Below are 18892 nucleotides of genomic sequence, written 5' to 3'. Positions count from 1 at the left end.
CATGCCAGTAAAGCGCCGGATGCGGCGCGCGTCAATGCTTCGGTGCTTATTCGCTGGAACGATCTAGTCTGTGGAGGTGAACAGTCGACGCCCCACCTTGCAAGACGTAGCAGACCTGGCTGGTGTGTCACGCGCTCTGGTGTCCATCGTCATTCGTGATGTCCCAGGTGCCAGCGATGCGACGCGGGTACGGGTCAAGGCTGCCGCGGACGAACTCGGCTATCGACCCGACAACGCGGCGCGACTGCTGCGCCAACATCGCAGCCGCCTGATCGGTGTCAGTTACGTTGCGGCGCAAACATTTCACGCGGAGCTGCTAGACGAAATCTATGTGGCCGCCGAACGGTCGCGCTACGACGTCGTCCTCAGTGCGGTCTCGGAGCGACGGCCGGATTCTCGTGCAACGCGGACCCTGCTCGACGACCGGTGTGAGGCGATCTTGCTGTTGGGTTCACAGGCGCCGGAAGCAGAGATCGTCGACCTGGCCGACAAGGTTCCCGTTGTCGTAATCGCGCGGAAGATGTCGTCAGTGCACGTGGATGTTGTCCGAACAGATGACGAGGCGGGCGCGGTGATGGCCGTGAATCACCTTGTCGAACTCGGGCACCGCTCGATCGCCCACGTCGACGGCGGGCGAGGCCCTGGTGCCCAGGAACGGCGTCAGGGCTACCGCAAGGCCATGCGAGCGGCAGGTCTGGAGCCGAGAATTCTTCCCGGCGGTCTCACGGAGGAGTTCGGCGCAGCTGCCGCCAGGTCGATGGTCGAGGGTGGGTTACCCGGGGCGGTCTTCGCTTTCAACGATCGCTGCGCGCTCGGAGTTCTCGACGTCTTCCTGCGTGCCGGGATCTCGGTGCCTGGCGACGTTTCCGTGATCGGATTCGACAACAGTGCATTGGCAGGTTTGGCGCACATCGATCTGACCAGTGTCGGGCAGGACACGGCGTTTCTGGGCGGCGCCGCGGTGGAGCGGATCTCCGAACGCCTCGACGGCGGAAGTGGGCCATTGGGCAAGGACATTGTCGCGCAGCCACAACTGGTGGTTCGAGGTTCAACTGGACCCGCAGGGCATTGACCTGCAGTTTCGACTTCAATCAGTTTGTTCGGTCTTTGATAAGCAGTCCTAATGTCAGAACAAACTATTGACATTCGACTGTGACGGGTATTACATCTTTCACATACAACCGAGCACCATCCGTTCGCGGGCCGTTGGTTGATGTCGAGAGGGAGTTCACATGTCGTTTCTCACGGGACGCAAGAGCGTTGCCGTACTGGCCGGAGCCTCAGTCGTGGTCTTGGGTCTGGCCGCCTGTTCAAGCACCGGCGGAAAGCCGGATTCTTCCGGATCCGGAATGGGCGCGGGTACGGCGGACACGCCCCGCGCCACCATTGCGATGATCACTCACGAAGTTCCCGGTGACACGTTCTGGGATCTGGTGCGCAAGGGAGCCGAAACCGCAGCGGCCAAGGACAACATCGAGCTTCGGTACTCCGCCGATCCCGAGGCGCCGAATCAGGCCAACTTGGTTCAGAGTGCGATCGACAGCAAGGTCGACGGGATTGCCGTGACCCTCGCGAAGCCCGACGCCATGGTTGCCGCGGTCCAAAGTGCCACCGCCGCGGGCATTCCGGTTGTCGCCCTCAACTCGGGCCTCGAGACCTGGAAGGACATGGGCGTCAAGGAGTACTTCGGTCAGGACGAGTCGATTGCCGGTGAAGCTGCCGGCGAGCGACTCAACACCGAAGGTGCCACCAAGGTGTTGTGCGTCATTCAGGAGCAGGGCAACGTGAGCCTCGAATCACGTTGTGCCGGAGTGAAGAAGTCGTTCAAGGGAACGACGGAGATTCTCAACGTCAACGGCAAGGACATGCCGTCGGTGGAATCGACCATCACCGCGAAACTTCAACAGGACCCGGCAATCGATCGAGTTCTCGCACTCGGTGCTCCATTTGCTTTGACGTCCGTGACGTCGGTCGGCAATGCGGGCAGCAAGGCGAAGGTCGTCACCTTCGACACCAACGCGGCGCTCGTCGACGCCATCAAATCCGGTGACGTGCAGTGGGCAGTGGACCAGCAACCCTTCCTGCAGGGCTACCTCGCCATCGATTCGCTGTGGCTTTACCTCAACAACGGCAACGTGATCGGTGGCGGCTTGCCGACCCTGACCGGACCCGCGTTCATCGACAACACCAACATCGACTCGGTCGCCGAGTACGCCAAGAACGGAACTCGCTGATCCAGGCGCACGGAGGGCTGAGAGTCCGCCCTCCGTGCGCCTGTCCAGCACGGAAGGGAAATCATGTCCACTCAGGCAGATCTCGACCTTGCCGCCCACAAAGTCGTGACCGATGAACGGGTGAAGGAGCAAAAGCGCATTCAGCGCCTACTGCTCCGCCCGGAGATGGGTTCACTTGTCGGCGCCATCGCCATCTTCATCTTCTTCTGTATCGTCGCGGCACCGTTCCGTACGCCGGAAGCGCTTGCGACAGTGCTCTACTCCAGCTCCACGATCGGCATCATGGCTTGCGCGGTCGCCCTGCTCATGATCGGCGGCGAGTTCGACCTCTCCGCCGGCGTCGCAGTCACCACGTCCTCGCTCGCCGCGTCGATGATCGCCTACAACCTGCACCTCAATCTGTGGGTGGGTGCGATTCTGGCGCTCGTCGTTTCGCTCGCAGTCGGATTCTTCAACGGCTACCTCGTCATGAAGACGAAGATTCCCAGCTTCCTCATCACCCTGAGCTCGTTCCTGATGTTGACCGGAATCAACCTGGCCGTCACCAAGCTCGTGAGTGGTCAGGTTGCCACACCCAGCGTCTCCGACATGGCCGGATTCGATTCCGCGAAAAAGGTATTCGCGTCGTCGTTCTCGGTCTTCGGGGTGTCCGTCAAGATCACGGTCGTGTGGTGGCTGCTGTTCACCGCGATTGCAACATTTGTTTTGTTCAAGACCAAGATCGGCAACTGGATCTTCGCGGTCGGCGGCAATCAGGACAGTGCCCGCGCGATCGGTGTGCCGGTGACCGCAGTCAAGATCGGTTTGTTCATGACCGTCGGCTTTGCTGCCTGGTTCGTGGGCATGCATCTGCTGTTCTCGTTCAATACCGTTCAGTCCGGTCAGGGTGTCGGTAACGAGTTCCTGTACATCATCGCCGCAGTCATCGGCGGTTGCCTGCTCACCGGTGGTTACGGAACCGCGATCGGTGCTGCGATCGGCGCATTCATCTTCGGTATGACCAACCAGGGCATCGTCTACGCAGGCTGGAACCCGGACTGGTTCAAGTTCTTCCTCGGCGCCATGCTGCTGTTCGCGGTCATCGCCAACAACGCATTCCGCAACTACGCTGCGAAAAGGTGACACATGAGTACCACAGCTGAAGTTCCGGCTCTCTCGAACTCGGGCGGCAACGTGCCACTGATCGAGCTCAAGGACGTCGGTAAGCAATACGGAAACATCATCGCGCTCAAGGGAATCAACCTGCGCGTCGGTGCGGGTGAAGTGACCGGTGTGCTCGGTGACAACGGCGCAGGCAAGTCCACGCTGATCAAGATCATCGCCGGTCTGCACCAGCAGAGCGAAGGCGAACTACTCGTTGACGGCGAACCGACAACGTTCCACTCGCCTAAAGAGGCGCTTGGCAAAGGCATCGCGACGGTCTATCAGGACCTCGCCGTTGTTGCGTTGATGCCGGTGTGGCGCAACTTCTTCCTTGGGCAGGAACTGCGCAAGGGTGGTCTGATCAAGTCGCTCGACGCCAACGCCATGCGCGCGACGACTCTTTCGGAACTGTCGAAGATGGGCATCGAACTGCCTGACGTCGACGCACCGATCGGTAGTCTCTCCGGCGGTCAGCGTCAGTGTGTTGCCATCGCCCGCGCCATCTTCTTCGGTGCCCGCGTGCTGATTCTCGACGAGCCGACAGCAGCGCTCGGCGTCAAGCAGTCGGGAATGGTGTTGCGCTACATCACCGCTGCCAAGGAACAGGGATTCGGCGTCATCTTCATCACGCACAATCCGCACCACGCGTACATGGTCGGCGATCACTTCGTGCTCCTCAACCGAGGCAGGCAGAAGCTCGACGCCAAGTACGACGACATCTCACTCGAAGAACTGACCAAGGAGATGGCGGGCGGTGACGAGCTCGAGACACTGACCCACGAGCTTCGCCGTTAGATCAAAACCTCGCGACTACAGCCTCGGTTCGAATCGAACCGAGGCTGTAGTCGTTTCGTCAGAGGATGGTCGTCGGCCGAACCCCGAGGCCGGAATGCATGTAGGCCTCGTCGATCATCGTCATGTTGGCTACCGCGTCGCCCGGTCCGATCGGCAGCGCCGAGACCCCGGACAGATGATCGGCGAACGCTTCGAGTTGCCAGGTGTACGACGACTTCGTGCCCAGATGCTCGATACTCGTGCGCCCATCGACAGTGACGGAGACACGGTCGTCGACGTCCGGCTGGAGGAAGTTGTGCACCAGGACGTCTCCGTTGGTTCCGAAGACCCGGAAAGTGAAGTGGTACTTCTCGTCCAACATCGTTGTCACAACGGATGCCCGCGCTCCGCCGGGATACTCGAGTTCGATGTCGAACCACGAATCGACCCCCGAAGCGTATTCCTCGTGGCGGGTCCCGGTCACCACCGGCGCACCACCACAGACGTCACTCAGCATCCGGGAAGCATGTAACCCGTAGCAGCCCAGGTCCATCAGTGACCCGCCTGCCAAGGCGAGCTCCCACCGCGGGTCATTCTCGGATGGTTTGGGCATCCGCAGTACGGTTTCCACCCGAGTGACCGCGCCGACTGTGCCGCTCCGAACCACATCCAGCAGGCGCCGGTTCACCGGATGAAAGAGGTAGTGGAACCCCTCGAGCAGCGTCACTCCGCTCACGCGCGCTGCCTCGGCTACAGCACGCGCTTCCACCGCGTTGCTCGAAAACGGTTTCTCCGTCAGCACGTGCTTGCCGGCCTGAACGGCGGCGAGATTCCACGGTCCGTGCAGGCTGTTGGGCAGCGCGTTGTAGACGACGTCCACCTCCGGATCCGAGATCAGCTCGGCGTACGAACCGACCACCCGTTCGATCCCATGCTGGGCCGCATAGGCTCTGGCCCGCTCGGGGCTGCGTGCGGCAACGGCCACCAGGCGGTGCCCGGTGGCCGTTGCAGGTTTGATCATCGCGTTCTCGGCGATGCGTGAGGCTCCCAGAATGCCTATCCGCAGCGGGGTAGGTGTCACAGAACCGACCGCAGATACTCGACGCTCGCTCGCACATCACGCACCGGTCCCTCGTCGGACGGAGCCTCGGTCAGAATGGTGTCCTGCTCGAGCACGTACCATCCGTCGAAACCGTGGCGCTGCAATATGGCTGTGACACCGGCGATGTCGACGTCGCCGCCACCGAGTGGACGGTACATTCCCGCCTTCACGCCGTCGGTGTAGGTGAGCTCACCACTGCGAACGCGTGATGCGAGGGCATCGTCGACGTCCTTGAGATGCACGTGGGTGATGCGCTCGGGAGCTTGACGCGCCAGGTCGACCGGATCGGTGCCGCCGATCAACAGGTGGCCGGTGTCCAGGCACAGTGGGATGGCCGAGCCGTCGAGCACTCGCAGGACCTCGTCGCGCTGCTCGATCATCGTTCCGACGTGAGGGTGGACAACTGCCCTGATTCCACGCTCGGCGGCGGCGTCGGTGAGGCGATCGAGATTGTGCAGCAGGGTTTTCCAACTCTGCTCGTCCAGTTCTCGGCGTGAATCGTAGCCGTCGGAACCCGTCGCGGCGGCCAGAACCAACACCTCGGCACCCGAGGCGACAAAACCGTCGAGGATGGGGGAGATGCCGGGCACCGGATCATGATCGTCATCGTGCAGCAGTACTGGTGCAAACCCGCCGACTGCGCTCAGGTCATGATCCGCGAGCACCTTGGCCATTTCGGCGGGTGCTGTCGGCAGAAAGCCCTCCGGTCCGATTTCCGTTGCCGCCAGACCGACTTCGCGCATTTCCCGGAGGACTTGCGCAGGGTCGAGTTGGTAGCCCCAGCCCGGGACTTCGCACACGCCCCAGGAGATCGGTGCGCCGGCGATGCGAGGAGTGCTCATGTGTGTGCCTCATTCTTGTCGTGAAGGAACAGATCTTTGACTTCGGTGATCGTGACGGGCCGACCCTCGCGCAGAGAGTGCGTTGCAGCTTCGGAGATCCAGGCCGACTCGACCGCATCTGTGGGCGTGCACGGTGATTCCCGACGCCCGGCGACAACGCCGAGGAATGCTTCGAGTTCCGCACGGTAGGCGGACGTGAAGCGGTCCATGAAGAACGTGTACGGCTCCCGCGAGGGGAACGATGTTCCGGGGTCGAGCGAGCGGAGTGGCAAGCGGTCGTCCAGCCCGGCAACGACGGAGTCCGCCGAGCCGAGTACCTCGAGTCGGCAGTCGTAGCCGCGGCCGTTGTAGCGGGTATTTGACACGACCGCGATGGTTCCGCCTTCGAAAGTGAGAACCGTTGCGGCGGTGTCGACGTCACCGGCATCGGCGATCCCGCGATCACCCTGATTCGAGCCGGTGGCAAAAACCGTGGTGACTTCGCGGCCGCTGACCCACCTGACGATGTCGAAATCGTGGATCGAGCAGTCGCGGAAGATGCCGCCGGAGTGTTCGATGTACGAGATCGGCGGGGGAGCGGGGTCGAGGGTGGTCGATCGGAGAGTGTGGATCCAACCGAGTTCTCCGGATCGAACTGCGTCGTACGCCGCCACAAATGACGGGTCGAATCGGCGCTGAAATCCGATCTGGACTGGTACCGACGTCTGCTCGGCAGTCGCGAGTACACGAACCGAGGATTCGATCGAGTCGGCTACCGGCTTTTCGCAGAACGTCGGGATGTCTCGTCGGACAGCGGCTTCGATCAGGTCGGCGTGCGAACTCGACGACGCGGCGATCAGAACACCGTCGATGCCTGACGCTAAAAGCGCGTCGGGATCGGCAGCGGACTCCACGTCGAGTTCGCTTGCCACGTCCGAGGTTCGACGTGCGTCGACGTCGGTGACAACCAGTGCGTCGACGCCGTCCGTCGTCAGCAGGTTTCGGGCGTGGTAGCTGCCGATTCGTCCGAGGCCGATGACTCCGATACGAGCGCCCATCAGTCCAGCCCTCCGAAGACGTTCTGGTCCCAGTCGATGATCGAGCCTGTCACGACTCCGCTGCGATCGGAGAGCAGGAAGACGACGAAGTCGGCGATTTCGTCGACCTGTCCGAGCTTGCCCATGGGGAGGGTGCTGCCCGCACGTTCCTGCCAGTCGTCACCGGCGTCGTGAAAAGCTCTCTGCGTGAGGTCTTCTCCCTCGGTCTGTGTCCACCCGATGTCGAGACCGTTGATCCGGATGCGATCCCAGCGATGCGCATGGGCGGCGTTGCGGGTCAGCCCCGCCAGCCCTGCCTTCGCTGCCACGTACGGCGCGAGATACGGTTGCCCGCCGAGTTCGGACGTAGAGATGATGTTGACGATGGACCCGGGGACCGCACGCTCGCGCATGTCCTTGACGGCTGCCTGCATCGTGAAGAACGGACCACGGAGGTTCACCGCGATGTGCTGGTCGAAGAGTTCCTCGGTGGTGTCGAGCAGCGTGCCGCGCGAGGTGAGTCCGGCAGAATTGACGAGGGCATCCACGCGGCCGAAATGTGAGATCGTCTCGGCCACGCTGGCGAGCGCGGAATCGGTCTGCGCCACATCGGCTTCGATGAAGTGGGTTCCCGGAAGTTCTGCCTCGAGAGCCTTTCCGACGTCCGGGCGTCGGCCGGTGAAAGCCACCTGAGCGCCCTCACGGACTGCGGCGCGTACGACGCCGGCGCCGACGCCTTGCGAGCCGCCACTGACCAGTACGACGGTGTCGGCTAGGAGTGCGGGCCTGGTTACGCCCGGCGGAGAAGTCATGGGTTTAGTCTGGCTGTGACGAAGACCTCGAGCAACAGCGAAAAACCATCAAATATCCATCATCGTGAGGTAGTTGTGGCGCATCGATTCAAAGTACGGGAGATCGCTCAGCAGTCGGGCCTGAGTGAGGCCACCGTCGACCGGGTGCTCAACGACCGTCCTGGAGTTCGCGACGGCACACGATCGGAGGTTCGCCAGGCGATCACGGACCTGGAACGTCAACGCTCGCAACTGAAACTGGTCGGGCGCACGTTCATCGTCGACGTCGTGTTGCAAACTCCCGCAAGGTTTTCCGACGCAGTCCGTGACGCGCTCGAGGCCGAACTGCCCACCCTTGCACCCGCTGTAGTTCGTTCCAGGTTTCACTTTCGTGAAACCGGTTCGGTCGAAGCGATGACGTCGACGCTCGACAAGATTCGCCGACGCGGATCCCACGGAGTCATCGTCAAGGCTCCCGACACTCCGGAAGTCGTGGCGGCGATCGACCGGTTGGTGGCGGCCAAGATTCCGGTCGTCACGTTGGTGACCGATGTTCCCGGTAGCAGGCGAGCCGCCTACATCGGCATCGACAACCGAGCCGCCGGAGCCACCGCCGCGTACTTGATAGATCAGTGGCTGGGGGATCGGGACGGCAACGTGCTGGTCAGCATGAGTAGCGGCTTCTTCCGTGGGGAGGAAGAACGGGAGATGGGATTTCGCTCCGCTATGCGCGTCTCGGCTCCGCATCGCCGTTTGATCGACATTCCGAACAGTGACGGTCTGGATCAGACGAGTAGGAAATTGGTGCGAGCGGCACTCGAATCCGATCCGCAGATCCGTGCCGTGTATTCGATCGGTGGTGGCAACCTGGCCACTGTCGACGCGTTCGAAGAACTGAACCGGGAGTGCAGTGTCTTCATCGCTCACGATCTCGACGGTGACAATCGAAAGTTGCTGGGGGAGAGGCGAATATCAGCGGTGCTCCACCACGATCTGCGGGCGGATGTTCGCACTGCCTGTCAGGTGGTCATGAAGGAACACGGCGCCATGGGCGCTCACTTCGGCTTTACGACGTCACCGGTTCAAGTCGTGACACCGCTCAACATGCCCCCGACATAGCTGTGCGCGGTTAAGGAGTCCGGAGACTCCCTAACCGCGCACAGGGCCGAAGGCCTGACTATCGAGCGAAGAGCAGAGCTCGCTTGACTTCCTGAATAGCCTTTGTCACCTGGATGCCGCGGGGGCATGCGTCGGTGCAGTTGAACGTGGTGCGGCAACGCCACACGCCGTCCTTGTCGTTCAGGATGTCGAGACGCTCGGAAGCGGCCTCGTCACGGCTGTCGAAGATGAACCGGTGTGCGTTGACGATGGCAGCGGGACCGAAGTAGCTGCCGTCGCTCCAGTACACGGGGCACGACGTGGTGCAGCATGCGCAGAGGATGCACTTCGTCGTGTCGTCGAAACGAGCACGGTCGTGCTGGCTCTGGATGCGCTCACGAGTGGGCTCGTTGCCACTGGTGATGAGGAACGGCTTCACGGCGCGGAATGCGTCGAAGAAGGGTTCCATGTCGACAACCAGGTCCTTCTCGACGGGCAGGCCCTTGATGGGCTCGACCGTGATGGTGACCGGCTTGCCGTCCTTGGGCAGCATGTCCTTCATCAGCAGCTTGCAGGCCAGACGGTTCACACCGTTGATCCGCATGGCGTCCGATCCACAGACACCGTGTGCGCAGCTGCGACGGAACGTGAGGGTGCCGTCGAGGTAACCCTTCACGTACAGCAGCAGGTTGAGCAGACGGTCGGTGGGCAGTGCCGGGACCTGGAAACTGTCCCAGTGCTGGCCTTCGCCCGATTCGGGATTCATCCGCGCGATCTTGAGAGTGACCATGACGGCCCCCTCGGGAACAGCGGGGAGTTTGGGTGCATCTACAGCAGGCGCAGACATCAGTACTTACGCTCCATCGGCTCGTAGCGGGTCTGGATCACCGGCTTGTAGTCCAGACGGATGTCGGAGAGCAGGCCGTCACCCTCCTTGTACGCCATCGTGTGCTTCATGTACTCGGCGTCGTTGCGATCCGGGAAGTCCTCACGAGCGTGGCCGCCGCGCGATTCCTTGCGGTTGAGGGCGCCGACGACGGTGACCTCTGCCATTTCGAGGAGGAAGCCCAGCTCGATGGCCTCGAGCAGGTCGCTGTTGTAGCGCTTGCCCTTGTCCTGGACCGTGATGTGGTTGTAGCGCTCCTTGAGAGCACGTACATCCTTGAGTGCCTGGGTGAGGCGCTCTTCGGTGCGGAAGACGGAGGCGTTGTTGTCCATCGACTGCTGCAGCTCGGTGCGGATGTCCGCAACGCGCTCGTGGCCGTGATCGGACAGGATGACGCCGACCCAGTCTTCGACCATCGCAGCCGGGGTTTCCGGCAGGTCGACGAACTCGGTGGAGTTCGCGTACTCGGCGGCAGCGATGCCGGCGCGGCGGCCGAACACGTTGATGTCGAGGAGCGAGTTGGTGCCGAGGCGGTTTGCACCGTGCACGGAAACGCAGGCACATTCGCCGGCGGCGTACAGGCCCTTGACGACCTCGTCGTTGTTGCGCAGAACCTCACCGTTGATCTTGGTGGGGATACCGCCCATGACGTAGTGGCACGTCGGGTAGACGGGCACGGGCTCCTTGACGGGGTCCACGCCGAGGTAGGTGCGCGAGAACTCCATGATGTCGGGGAGCTTCTCGTCGAGAACTTCCTCGGGGATGTGCGTCACGTCGATGTAGACGTAGTCCTTGTTCGGGCCGGCGCCGCGGCCTTCCAGAACCTCGAGGACCATCGAACGGGCCACGATGTCACGCGGAGCGAGGTCCTTGATGGTGGGGGCGTAGCGCTCCATGAAGCGCTCGCCGTCGGCATTACGGAGAATGCCACCTTCACCACGGACGGCTTCCGAGATCAGGATGCCGAGACCGGCGAGTCCTGTCGGGTGGAACTGGTGGAACTCCATGTCCTCGAGGGGCAGGCCCTTGCGGAAGATGATGCCCATGCCGTCACCGGTGAGGGTGTGCGCGTTGGACGTCGTCTTGTACATACGTCCCGAGCCGCCGGTCGCGAAGATGATCGACTTGGCGTGGAAGATGTGCAGCTCGCCGGTCGAGAGCTCGTAGCAGATGACACCGGTGGCAACCGGGCCGTCCTCGGTCTCGGTGATGGCGATGTCGAGCGCGTAGAACTCGTTGAAGAACTCGACGTCGTGCTTGACGCAGTTCTGGTACAGCGTCTGCAGAATCATGTGACCGGTGCGGTCGGCTGCGTAACACGCACGGCGGACGGGTGCCTTGCCGTGGTCACGTGTGTGGCCACCGAATCGACGCTGGTCGATCTTGCCTTCGGGCGTGCGGTTGAACGGCAGACCCATCTTCTCGAGGTCGAGCACCGCGTCGATGGCCTCTTTGGCCATGATCTCGACGGCGTCCTGGTCGGCGAGGTAGTCGCCGCCCTTGACGGTGTCGAAGGTGTGCCACTCCCAGTTGTCTTCCTCCACGTTCGCCAGTGCGGCACACATGCCGCCCTGGGCCGCGCCGGTGTGGCTGCGGGTGGGGTAGAGCTTGGTCAGTACGGCCGTGCGGGCACGGGGGCCAGCTTCGATTGCCGCACGCATGCCTGCGCCGCCGGCGCCGACGATGACCACGTCATAACGATGTTCCTGCATGAAGTCTGTGCTCCCCTAGCTCGCCGAGATATTGGGGTCGAAGGTGAAGATGACGTACGTGCCCAGGCCCATGATCAGGATCATCGAGAGAACGAGGATCGTGGTCAGCCAGAAGCGCGTGGAGTCCTTGCGGGAGTAGTCCGCGATGACCGTGCGCAGGCCGTTACCGCCGTGCAGCTGTGCCAGCCACAACATCGTCAGATCCCAGAACTGCCAGAACGGGCTGGACCAGCGACCTGCGACGAATGCGAAGTTCAGACGGTGAACGCCACCGTCGAGCATCAGCATGATGAACATGTGGCCCAGGACCAGAACGATCAGGGCGACGCCGGAGAAGCGCATGAACAGCCATGCGTACAACTCGAAGTTGTTCCGAGCCTTCGCGCGCGGGGACCGCGGGTTGTCCAGGCTTGCGGGACGGTCGTATGAGGTGCCCAGGCTCTTGGCTTCGGGTCCGTGAGTAGTCGCCATGTCAGTGCTCCGCAAACATGTTGATGAGGATGCGTCCGGCGCCTGGGATCATCACCAGGAACCAGATCGTCAGAATGGTCCAGAGCATGACGCGCTGGTACTTCGGGCCCTTCGACCAGAAGTCCACCAACATCACGCGCACGCCGTTGAGGGCGTGGTAGAGGACTACGCCGACGAGGCCGATCTCCATGAGGCCGACGAGGGGGTTCTTGTACGTGTCGATTACGGCGTCGTACGTATCGGGATTGACCCGAACGAGTGCCGTATCGAGAACGTGTACGAATAGGAAGAAGAAAGTAGCGACGCCTGTGATCCGGTGTAGAACCCAGGACCACATTCCGGGGTCGCCCCGGTAAAGCGACCTCGTGCGCTCCTTCTGAGGAGCGGCTTCAGTCGTAGTACTCATCGAGTGCTGTGCCTCCAACGTCATTGGTGGACGCGTCGAGCCTGCAGAGAGCTTCGATGTACCTCAGCCCGGGCTCGACGGGATCCTGAACCGACTTGACTCAGACTCTAAACCTATGTGAAACCGGGAACTAATCAGATGCGGGATTCGTACGCGTACCAAACTCTTTGTAAGGTTTGCCTTTCCAATCTCACCTAGCCGGTTTCGGCGTGGTTTCTGCATCCATTCAGTCGGCGTGATTGGATAACGAACCATGGGTGACATCGACTGGAAGTTGTTGCGGCACAACGCGCAAGTGGTCATGCGGCAGGCTTATGCACCGTACTCGGGCTATGCAGTGGGTGCAGCTGCCCTGGTAGACGATGGTCGGATCGTCTCAGGATGCAATGTGGAAAATGTCTCATACGGTTTGAGCCTGTGTGCCGAATGTGGACTCGTCGGTAACTTAGCCGCCACCGGGGGCGGGCGGCTGGTTGCCTTCACGTGCTGCGACGCGAAGGGCTCGATTCTGATGCCATGCGGCAGGTGCAGACAGCTTCTTCTCGAGCACGGCGGGGGTGAGATGCTTGTCGACACGAGCAGTGGGTTCAAGCCGCTGAGCGAGCTGTTGCCTGATGCTTTCGGGCCGGAACAAGCAGAGGGGCTCCGCCATGTTTGACGCAGTTTCCATCATCGGCGCCAAGCGTGACGGCCGCGAGTTGTCGGGAACCGAGATCGACTGGATAGTTCAGGCGTTCACCGAGGGGGTCGTCGGCGACGAGCAGATGTCGGCGCTCGCGATGGCGATCTATTTCCGAGGAATGTCACGAGCAGAGACCGGCCGATGGACCGAGGCAATGATCGAATCCGGCGGGAGGATGGACTTTTCGGACTTGCCGCTGCCCACCGTCGACAAGCATTCGACCGGTGGTGTTGGGGACAAGATCACCCTTCCGCTCGCGCCCCTCGTCGCGGCATGTGGTCTTGCAGTCCCGCAGTTGTCGGGACGCGGACTCGGCCACACCGGCGGAACTCTCGACAAGCTCGAGGCCATTCCAGGTTGGCGAGCCGAGCTCACGGCGACGGAGATGGTCGACATTCTCGCGGACCCGAAAATCGGCGCGGTGATCTGCGCTGCCGGAGCGAACCTGGCCCCCGCCGACAAGAAGCTCTACGCGCTGCGCGACGTGACCGGAACGGTGGAATCCATTCCGCTGATCGCAAGTTCGATCATGAGCAAGAAGATTGCCGAGGGAACCGGCGCCCTGGTGCTCGACGTCAAAGTCGGTTCCGGAGCGTTCATGAAGGACCTCGGCGACGCGCGAGAGTTGGCACGCACGATGGTCGAGTTGGGCAACGACGCCGGCGTGCGTACAAGTGCTCTCATCACCGGGATGGACACCCCGCTGGGATTGACGGCTGGCAACGCTCTCGAGGTGCGTGAATCCGTCGAGGTGCTGGCAGGCGGCGGGCCGTCCGACGTCGTCGAGCTGACCCTGGTCCTGGCTCGGGAGATGCTGTCCGCGGCTGGGATCGACGGTATCGACCCCGCAGACAAACTGGCCGACGGCACAGCCATGGACCGGTGGCGCGCGATGATCGCCGCACAAGGTGGGGACCCACACGCGACGCTGCCGGTGGCCCGGCACAGCGACGTCGTCACCGCGGACCGAGACGGCGTACTGACCCGACTCGACGCCATGGCGGTGGGCATCGCGGCCTGGAAGCTCGGAGCCGGACGCGAACGACAGGGCGAAGCCGTTCAGGCCGGTGCCGGTATCGAGATGCACGCGAAGCCCGGCGACGTGGTCCGCGCCGGACAGAAGCTGATGACACTGCACACCGACACTCCCGAGAGATTTGATGCTGCGCGGCGGAGCCTCGGCGGAGGCTGGTCGATCGGGGCCGATTCCGACACCGTTTCGCGACCGTTGCTCATCGAGCGAATTGTGGGTGATTCGCGTTAGCGTTGGCGAATGAACGCACCGGAGTTGACCACGATCCGCAGCGCACCCAAAGTTCTTCTCCACGATCATCTCGACGGAGGACTCCGACCCGAGACTGTCCTCGAACTGGCCGAGCAGTGTGGCTACGACGAGCTGCCGGCGAATACGGCATCCGAACTGGCGCAATGGTTCCGAACTGCCGCTGACAGCGGATCGCTCGAGCTCTACCTTGAAACATTCGCGCACACAGTCGCCGTGATGCAGACTCCCGAAGGGCTCGCGCGGGTCGCGCGCGAGTGCGCCGAGGATCTGGCCGACGACAACGTCGTCTATGCCGAAATCCGTTTTGCGCCCGAGCAGCACCTGGAACAAGGCCTGAGTTTGGACGAGGTCGTCGAGCACGTTCTCGAAGGTTTCCGGGCCGGCGAATCCGCTGCCAGGGTCGCGGGACGGGAGATCCGAATCGGGTGTCTTCTCACGGCGATGAGGCATGCCGCCCGGTCACGAGAGATCGCCGAACTCGCTGTGCGATTCCGGGACCGCGGCGTCGTCGGTTTCGACATCGCCGGTGCCGAGGCCGGTAACCCGCCGAGCCGGCACCTCGACGCTTTCGAATACATGCGTGATGCGAACGCCCACTTCACGATTCACGCGGGTGAGGCGTTCGGGTTGCCGTCGATCCACGAAGCCATCGCCTTCTGTGGAGCGGATCGGTTGGGCCACGGCGTGCGGATCGTGGACGACATCGACGTAGGTGGCCAAGGTGGGGCAGAACTGGGTCGACTCGCGAACTACGTCCGTGACATGCGCATTCCCCTGGAACTGTGCCCGAGTTCGAACGTGCAGACCGGAGCGGTAGCCGCCCTGGCGGACCATCCGTTCGGACTGTTGGCGGACTTGCGCTTCCGCGTGACCGTCAACACTGACAACCGGCTGATGAGCGACACCAGCATGAGCCGGGAAATGGCCGCGTTGGTCGAGACCTTCGGTTACGGCTGGACCGATCTGGAACGCTTCACTATCAACGCGATGAAGTCGGCCTTCATCCCGTTCGACGAGCGCCTCGCGTTGATCGACGACGTCATCAAGCCGGGTTACGCCGTGCTCATCGGCTAGCTGACGTGCACCCGACTACTCAGATCGCAGCCGGGCCTCGAACTCACGCTCGAGTTCGCGCCAGGCCTCGGATTCCTTGGTGAACGGCGCACTCGGAGCCATCCGCGACGGATCGGGGTTGAGGAGGTACGAGACGTACCAACCCAGCTCGTTCGACGCGGACAGAGCCTCCTCGGTGGAGTCGTCGTCGGCGAAATCCGCTGCATCGGTGAACAATTCGACGGCAAGTTCCAGTTGCTCGGCGTCGACGACATCCGGGCCCTGGGCGAGGTCGTCGGCGATGCCGGGCAGAACGTAGACGTTCTCGTCCGTGACCTCGATTTCGAGTGAACCGTCGACGGCAGCATTCTGAATTTCGCCGTACGTGCTGACCTGCGAGAGATCGTGTTCGTGGTTGTCGGCGAGGTAGCGAGCGAGTGCGCGCTCGCTACGGAAAACGGTGATCAGTCCGTCCTTGCCGAGGAAGATCGCCTGATCGCCCATGTAGCAGCGCAGAGTGTAGAACGTCTCGGCTGAGGTGATGATGCGGATCGGGTCGACACCGACCTCGCCCCAGAAGGTCTCGACTTCGTCTTCCTCCTCGTCGAGGTCGTCTTCGTCGAATTCCTCGTCCTCGCCCTCCTCAGCGACATCGTCGGCGTCGACGGTGTTCTCGGCGGCAGCGAGCAGTTCAGCTTCGGCGACCGCGACGGCAGCTGCATCGACCTTCGGGGAGGTGACCACCTTGTCGATGGCGTCGAGAACGGCGTCCCAGTCCTTGACGATCGCAGCGCCGACCTGGTCCCACAGCTCCAGGCCTTCGCGACCTTCGAAGGTGCCGGCGCCGGTCGCAAGCGCGCCGAGAACCGGATGGCCGCTGAAGAAGCGGATGACCGCGTCCAGTTCGCACACCTCGCCGATGTTGCGAGCCATGTTCAAGGTGTCTTCGAGTTCCGAGACCGCCAGTGCCTCAGGATCACCTGCGGCCAGTTCCGGCACGCCGACGAAGTCGAAGGTGAAATTCTCTTCCGGTTCGAGCTCGGCTGCCGACAGTCCGGAGACGACGGCCCACGCCGGATGCTCGACCAGGTCGTTGTCGGAGTCCGTTCGGATGAAGGCCGCGAGTTCTGCGACGGAGGAGAACCCGTACAGGTCTTCCTCATGGCCGAGGAACGCTTCCCACTCGTCGTCGCCCTCGCGCCAGCGGGGTGCCCACAAAGTGACGAGGTCTCCGTCGGTGAGTCCGATTTCGATAGGGACGATGTCTCCAGCCATAGGCGGAAGCCTATCCACCGCAGAGCGAAAGGCATAGCGGGGGTTCGTCACGTTTGTTTCAGTGCCACTCGGAGCTCACTGACCAGTCGCTCTCGTTCGTCGTTGGACTGTCGAACTGCCTGGTGAATTGTTGCGACAGTCAATGCGGCCACAGTGCGAGAATTCATCGTGGTGATTGCGTCGGTAATCCGTAGGTCGACCAGAGCACCCAGCCCGTCGACAGTCGCCGTGACTATCCCACCCTCGCTCGAGACGACCGCCCGCAGAGCGCCGACCCCGTCGACGGCGTCCTGCAAGAGTCCGGTCCGGTGTTTCGCCAGCTCCATGATTCGATCAATCTCGCTCATATCGAACGCATCCAGCTCGACGGAAGGATCTGGCCCTCGGCGGCATCGACATCGGCCAGTTCGTCTCGGGTCGCGAGACCGAGCCGATCGAGGATCGCTGCCGGGACTCCGGTCTCTTCGAGCTCCACACGATGGCGGGCGCCGGCCTCGATTGCTGCTTTCGAGCACAGTGTGAGTATCTGTTGCGCCAACCGTTCCCCGCCGTACCGCAGTTCCTCCTGGCTGATCCGCAGGTCCACGGGAATGGCGTGTTCCGTGGCGCGGACCGCGATGGTTCCAGCGCGGTTGACGGAGACGGCTGTGATGATCGGCGGTGATTCCCGCATGTTCTCGTTCATGTTTCCTGTCATTCTGTCGGACGGTAGAAACCGTGAAAGCCCATGCCGCTGTTCGTGGTTCGGATGGCGCTGATTTCGACTGGGTCGCCGGCTTCGATCATCTGGCCGCCGCCAATCACCATCGCGACGTGGCCGTCCCAGACCGCGAGGTCGCCCGGCATCAGATTGTTCTGATCGACCTGGTTCCCGATTCCCTGTTCCTGAGCCAACCTCGGAATATCGACTCCGGCCTGGCCGTACGCCCATTGCGTCAGACCACTGCAGTCCAGACCGACTCCGGGTGTCGTGCCTCCCCAGGCGTACGGGACACCCTGTTGAGTAAGCGCGTTGCGTACGGCAGCAGCGGCCTCGGCGTTCGGTGCGGTGGCAATCGAGCCGTCGGGAAGTTCGACCTCTACTCCACCGACGGAACCAGAACCACCGACGGAACCAGAACCACCGACGGAACCGGAACCACCGACGGAACCAGAACCACCGACGGAACCTGAACCACCGACGGAACCGGAACCACCCACCGAACCGGAGACTCCAGGTGCGGGATCGGGTATCGGGACGGACGGGACGAGTGCGGACATCTTGTCGGTCGACCCCGCCAGCTCACCGCGTACCCGCTCGATAACCGATACCGCGCGTCCGAGGTGCTCCAACGCGGCCGACAACAACATCAATTGGCCCGTCGGTGTCATGAGCGTCGGCCCGGCCTTGATCGCGAGTGTCAGAAACGACTGGAGAATCTCACCGAGTTCGGTCATTCCCGCGTACACGGACGTTGTTGCTTCGTCCACGACGCCGGCGATGTCGGTCCCACGATCGGCGAGGTTTCGCGTCGACGTCTGCGTCTGCTCGGTTTTGGTCACCGCAGCGGTGAGTGCCGTGGACGAGCTCTGAGAGGACGCCAGTTCGCTCAGAGCAGCGCTTCCCAATTGGTATGCGATCTCGAGGGCGTCCGTAGCGATTCGGATGCCGACGTCGGGTCCACTTGCGCTGGGGACGCCAGTCCCGACAATGTCGACCAGATCGATGATCGGTCGTGCGAGTGCGTCGACGTCGATCATGAGCGTGCGGCTTCAGCGAGAGTCGTTCGTACCGATTCCTCGGAGTCGAGATAGACGGCGTGAGCGTCGCGGGTGGCTGACTGGACGCTGGAGATCACAGCGGACAGTCGATCGATGTCGTCGATGTGCGCTTGCTGTGCTCGGCTCGCGACATCGACGAAGTCGCCGCCGATCAGCCCCAGCACAGCGGACAGAGCCAAGTGATCGCCACCCGCCGCGTCCTGTCGAGCTTGCGCGACGTTGTCGGCAACAGTGCCCAACCGCGTGGCGAACTCCGCGATGCTTTCAGTGTCCAGATCCAGATTTGTCAACTTGTCTTCCCCCCGTTGCGCTTACTCCTTCTTGGACGCCGCGCGGGGTGCTCCGGTTCCCGAGGAACTAT

The 18892-nt window shown here is 62.5% G+C and carries 21 protein-coding genes; 8 read left to right on the top strand and 13 right to left on the bottom strand.

All coding sequences use genetic code 11. From position 1 onward, the window contains the following. Positions 1-70: 70 nt before the first annotated feature. The 4 genes from AC1Q61_RS27740 (at position 71) to AC1Q61_RS27725 (ending at position 4172) form a co-directional block, all read left to right on the top strand. A complete protein-coding gene (locus AC1Q61_RS27740) occupies positions 71-1072 on the top strand; it encodes a LacI family DNA-binding transcriptional regulator (protein ID WP_019747686.1) in 1002 nt (333 codons plus the stop codon). A gap of 160 nt (positions 1073-1232) precedes the next feature. Next, positions 1233-2234: a substrate-binding domain-containing protein gene (locus AC1Q61_RS27735; RefSeq protein WP_007727338.1), complete on the top strand. Its 1002-nt coding sequence runs from the start codon at positions 1233-1235 to the stop codon at positions 2232-2234. A gap of 63 nt (positions 2235-2297) precedes the next feature. Beyond that, positions 2298-3356, top strand: a complete 1059-nt coding sequence (locus tag AC1Q61_RS27730) for an ABC transporter permease (protein WP_003940759.1) — start codon at positions 2298-2300, stop codon at positions 3354-3356. Positions 3357-3359: 3 nt separating this feature from the next. Then, the gene (locus AC1Q61_RS27725) at positions 3360-4172 is read left to right on the top strand and encodes an ATP-binding cassette domain-containing protein (protein WP_007727336.1); all 813 of its coding nucleotides are present in this window, start codon (positions 3360-3362) and stop codon (positions 4170-4172) included. 58 nt (positions 4173-4230) lie between these two features. On the opposite strand, the gene AC1Q61_RS27720 is transcribed toward AC1Q61_RS27725, so the two are convergent. Genes AC1Q61_RS27720 through AC1Q61_RS27705 form a run of 4 tightly spaced genes read right to left on the bottom strand, consistent with a single transcriptional unit; the run spans position 4231 to position 7923 of the window. Beyond that, positions 4231-5232 carry a Gfo/Idh/MocA family protein gene (locus AC1Q61_RS27720; RefSeq protein WP_492651007.1) on the bottom strand — a complete coding sequence of 334 codons (1002 nt, stop codon included), beginning with the start codon at positions 5230-5232 and terminating at the stop codon, positions 4231-4233. Next, complete coding sequence (locus AC1Q61_RS27715) at positions 5229-6095, bottom strand: TIM barrel protein (RefSeq protein ID WP_492651008.1); 867 nt, start codon at positions 6093-6095, stop codon at positions 5229-5231. Before AC1Q61_RS27715 ends, AC1Q61_RS27720 begins: the two co-directional genes overlap by 4 nt. Continuing rightward, positions 6092-7132, bottom strand: a complete 1041-nt coding sequence (locus AC1Q61_RS27710) for a Gfo/Idh/MocA family protein (protein ID WP_492651009.1) — start codon at positions 7130-7132, stop codon at positions 6092-6094. The genes AC1Q61_RS27715 and AC1Q61_RS27710 overlap by 4 nt, the downstream gene beginning before the upstream one ends. Next, on the bottom strand, positions 7132-7923 hold the full coding sequence (locus AC1Q61_RS27705; RefSeq protein WP_047890271.1) for an SDR family oxidoreductase: 792 nt from the start codon (positions 7921-7923) through the stop codon (positions 7132-7134). The genes AC1Q61_RS27710 and AC1Q61_RS27705 overlap by 1 nt, the downstream gene beginning before the upstream one ends. 75 nt (positions 7924-7998) lie before the next feature. On the opposite strand from AC1Q61_RS27705, the gene AC1Q61_RS27700 reads away from it, so the two are divergent. Further along, a complete protein-coding gene (locus tag AC1Q61_RS27700) occupies positions 7999-9021 on the top strand; it encodes a LacI family DNA-binding transcriptional regulator (protein ID WP_492651029.1) in 1023 nt (340 codons plus the stop codon). A gap of 58 nt (positions 9022-9079) precedes the next feature. Here the strand turns inward: AC1Q61_RS27700 and AC1Q61_RS27695 are convergent, their stop codons facing one another. The 4 genes from AC1Q61_RS27695 to sdhC are packed head-to-tail and all read right to left on the bottom strand — an operon-like array spanning position 9080 to position 12475. Beyond that, positions 9080-9847 (bottom strand): succinate dehydrogenase iron-sulfur subunit, encoded by a 768-nt coding sequence (locus AC1Q61_RS27695; protein ID WP_003940925.1) that lies wholly within the window; start codon positions 9845-9847, stop codon positions 9080-9082. Then, positions 9847-11598: a succinate dehydrogenase flavoprotein subunit gene (gene sdhA, locus AC1Q61_RS27690; RefSeq protein ID WP_019747692.1), complete on the bottom strand. Its 1752-nt coding sequence runs from the start codon at positions 11596-11598 to the stop codon at positions 9847-9849. Before sdhA ends, AC1Q61_RS27695 begins: the two co-directional genes overlap by 1 nt. Before the next feature lie 15 nt (positions 11599-11613). Then, positions 11614-12069, bottom strand: a complete 456-nt coding sequence (locus AC1Q61_RS27685) for a succinate dehydrogenase hydrophobic membrane anchor subunit (protein WP_003940699.1) — start codon at positions 12067-12069, stop codon at positions 11614-11616. A gap of 1 nt (position 12070) precedes the next feature. Further along, positions 12071-12475 (bottom strand): succinate dehydrogenase, cytochrome b556 subunit, encoded by a 405-nt coding sequence (sdhC, locus tag AC1Q61_RS27680; protein ID WP_020969155.1) that lies wholly within the window; start codon positions 12473-12475, stop codon positions 12071-12073. 253 nt (positions 12476-12728) lie between these two features. On the opposite strand from sdhC, the gene AC1Q61_RS27675 reads away from it, so the two are divergent. From AC1Q61_RS27675 to AC1Q61_RS27665, 3 genes are read left to right on the top strand one after another with little or no spacing between them, the layout of a single operon-like run. Next, entirely contained in the window at positions 12729-13133 is a 405-nt protein-coding gene (locus AC1Q61_RS27675) for a cytidine deaminase (RefSeq protein WP_019747693.1), read from the top strand. Continuing rightward, positions 13126-14421 (top strand): thymidine phosphorylase, encoded by a 1296-nt coding sequence (locus AC1Q61_RS27670; protein WP_021332521.1) that lies wholly within the window; start codon positions 13126-13128, stop codon positions 14419-14421. The genes AC1Q61_RS27675 and AC1Q61_RS27670 overlap by 8 nt, the downstream gene beginning before the upstream one ends. Positions 14422-14430: 9 nt before the next feature. After that, complete coding sequence (locus tag AC1Q61_RS27665) at positions 14431-15516, top strand: adenosine deaminase (protein ID WP_021332522.1); 1086 nt, start codon at positions 14431-14433, stop codon at positions 15514-15516. Between the two features lie 15 nt (positions 15517-15531). Here the strand turns inward: AC1Q61_RS27665 and AC1Q61_RS27660 are convergent, their stop codons facing one another. Genes AC1Q61_RS27660 through AC1Q61_RS27640 form a run of 5 tightly spaced genes read right to left on the bottom strand, consistent with a single transcriptional unit; the run spans position 15532 to position 18821 of the window. Continuing rightward, on the bottom strand, positions 15532-16770 hold the full coding sequence (locus tag AC1Q61_RS27660) for a SatS C-terminal domain-containing protein (protein ID WP_020969158.1): 1239 nt from the start codon (positions 16768-16770) through the stop codon (positions 15532-15534). Between the two features lie 47 nt (positions 16771-16817). Then, entirely contained in the window at positions 16818-17117 is a 300-nt protein-coding gene (locus AC1Q61_RS27655) for a YbaB/EbfC family nucleoid-associated protein (protein WP_021332523.1), read from the bottom strand. Next, positions 17114-17467 (bottom strand): hypothetical protein, encoded by a 354-nt coding sequence (locus AC1Q61_RS27650; RefSeq protein ID WP_021332524.1) that lies wholly within the window; start codon positions 17465-17467, stop codon positions 17114-17116. Before AC1Q61_RS27650 ends, AC1Q61_RS27655 begins: the two co-directional genes overlap by 4 nt. After that, on the bottom strand, positions 17464-18510 hold the full coding sequence (locus tag AC1Q61_RS27645) for a C40 family peptidase (protein ID WP_084325067.1): 1047 nt from the start codon (positions 18508-18510) through the stop codon (positions 17464-17466). Before AC1Q61_RS27645 ends, AC1Q61_RS27650 begins: the two co-directional genes overlap by 4 nt. Beyond that, complete coding sequence (locus AC1Q61_RS27640) at positions 18507-18821, bottom strand: type VII secretion target (RefSeq protein WP_029255007.1); 315 nt, start codon at positions 18819-18821, stop codon at positions 18507-18509. The genes AC1Q61_RS27645 and AC1Q61_RS27640 overlap by 4 nt, the downstream gene beginning before the upstream one ends. Positions 18822-18892 lie beyond the last annotated feature (71 nt).

This window comes from Rhodococcus sp. MPR-R1B, assembly GCF_058793255.1.
The sequence above is the reverse complement of the archived record's forward strand: the minus strand, read 5'-3'. Positions and strand labels throughout refer to the sequence as shown.

Bases quoted from the DNA above. Each gene is read 5' to 3' on its own strand.
- AC1Q61_RS27735 (WP_007727338.1), top strand. From the start codon at position 1,233: ATGTCGTTTCTCACGGGACGCAAGAGCGTTGCCGTACTGGCCGGAGCC.
- AC1Q61_RS27730 (WP_003940759.1), top strand. From the start codon at position 2,298: ATGTCCACTCAGGCAGATCTCGACCTTGCCGCCCACAAAGTCGTGACC.
- AC1Q61_RS27725 (WP_007727336.1), top strand. From the start codon at position 3,360: ATGAGTACCACAGCTGAAGTTCCGGCTCTCTCGAACTCGGGCGGCAAC.
- AC1Q61_RS27715 (WP_492651008.1), bottom strand. From the start codon at position 6,095: ATGAGCACTCCTCGCATCGCCGGCGCACCGATCTCCTGGGGCGTGTGC.
- AC1Q61_RS27710 (WP_492651009.1), bottom strand. From the start codon at position 7,132: ATGGGCGCTCGTATCGGAGTCATCGGCCTCGGACGAATCGGCAGCTAC.
- AC1Q61_RS27705 (WP_047890271.1), bottom strand. From the start codon at position 7,923: ATGACTTCTCCGCCGGGCGTAACCAGGCCCGCACTCCTAGCCGACACC.
- AC1Q61_RS27695 (WP_003940925.1), bottom strand. From the start codon at position 9,847: ATGTCTGCGCCTGCTGTAGATGCACCCAAACTCCCCGCTGTTCCCGAG.
- sdhA (WP_019747692.1), bottom strand. From the start codon at position 11,598: ATGCAGGAACATCGTTATGACGTGGTCATCGTCGGCGCCGGCGGCGCA.
- AC1Q61_RS27685 (WP_003940699.1), bottom strand. From the start codon at position 12,069: ATGGCGACTACTCACGGACCCGAAGCCAAGAGCCTGGGCACCTCATAC.
- sdhC (WP_020969155.1), bottom strand. From the start codon at position 12,475: ATGAGTACTACGACTGAAGCCGCTCCTCAGAAGGAGCGCACGAGGTCG.
- AC1Q61_RS27675 (WP_019747693.1), top strand. From the start codon at position 12,729: ATGGGTGACATCGACTGGAAGTTGTTGCGGCACAACGCGCAAGTGGTC.
- AC1Q61_RS27670 (WP_021332521.1), top strand. From the start codon at position 13,126: ATGTTTGACGCAGTTTCCATCATCGGCGCCAAGCGTGACGGCCGCGAG.
- AC1Q61_RS27665 (WP_021332522.1), top strand. From the start codon at position 14,431: ATGAACGCACCGGAGTTGACCACGATCCGCAGCGCACCCAAAGTTCTT.
- AC1Q61_RS27660 (WP_020969158.1), bottom strand. From the start codon at position 16,770: ATGGCTGGAGACATCGTCCCTATCGAAATCGGACTCACCGACGGAGAC.
- AC1Q61_RS27655 (WP_021332523.1), bottom strand. From the start codon at position 17,117: ATGAGCGAGATTGATCGAATCATGGAGCTGGCGAAACACCGGACCGGA.
- AC1Q61_RS27650 (WP_021332524.1), bottom strand. From the start codon at position 17,467: ATGACAGGAAACATGAACGAGAACATGCGGGAATCACCGCCGATCATC.
- AC1Q61_RS27645 (WP_084325067.1), bottom strand. From the start codon at position 18,510: ATGATCGACGTCGACGCACTCGCACGACCGATCATCGATCTGGTCGAC.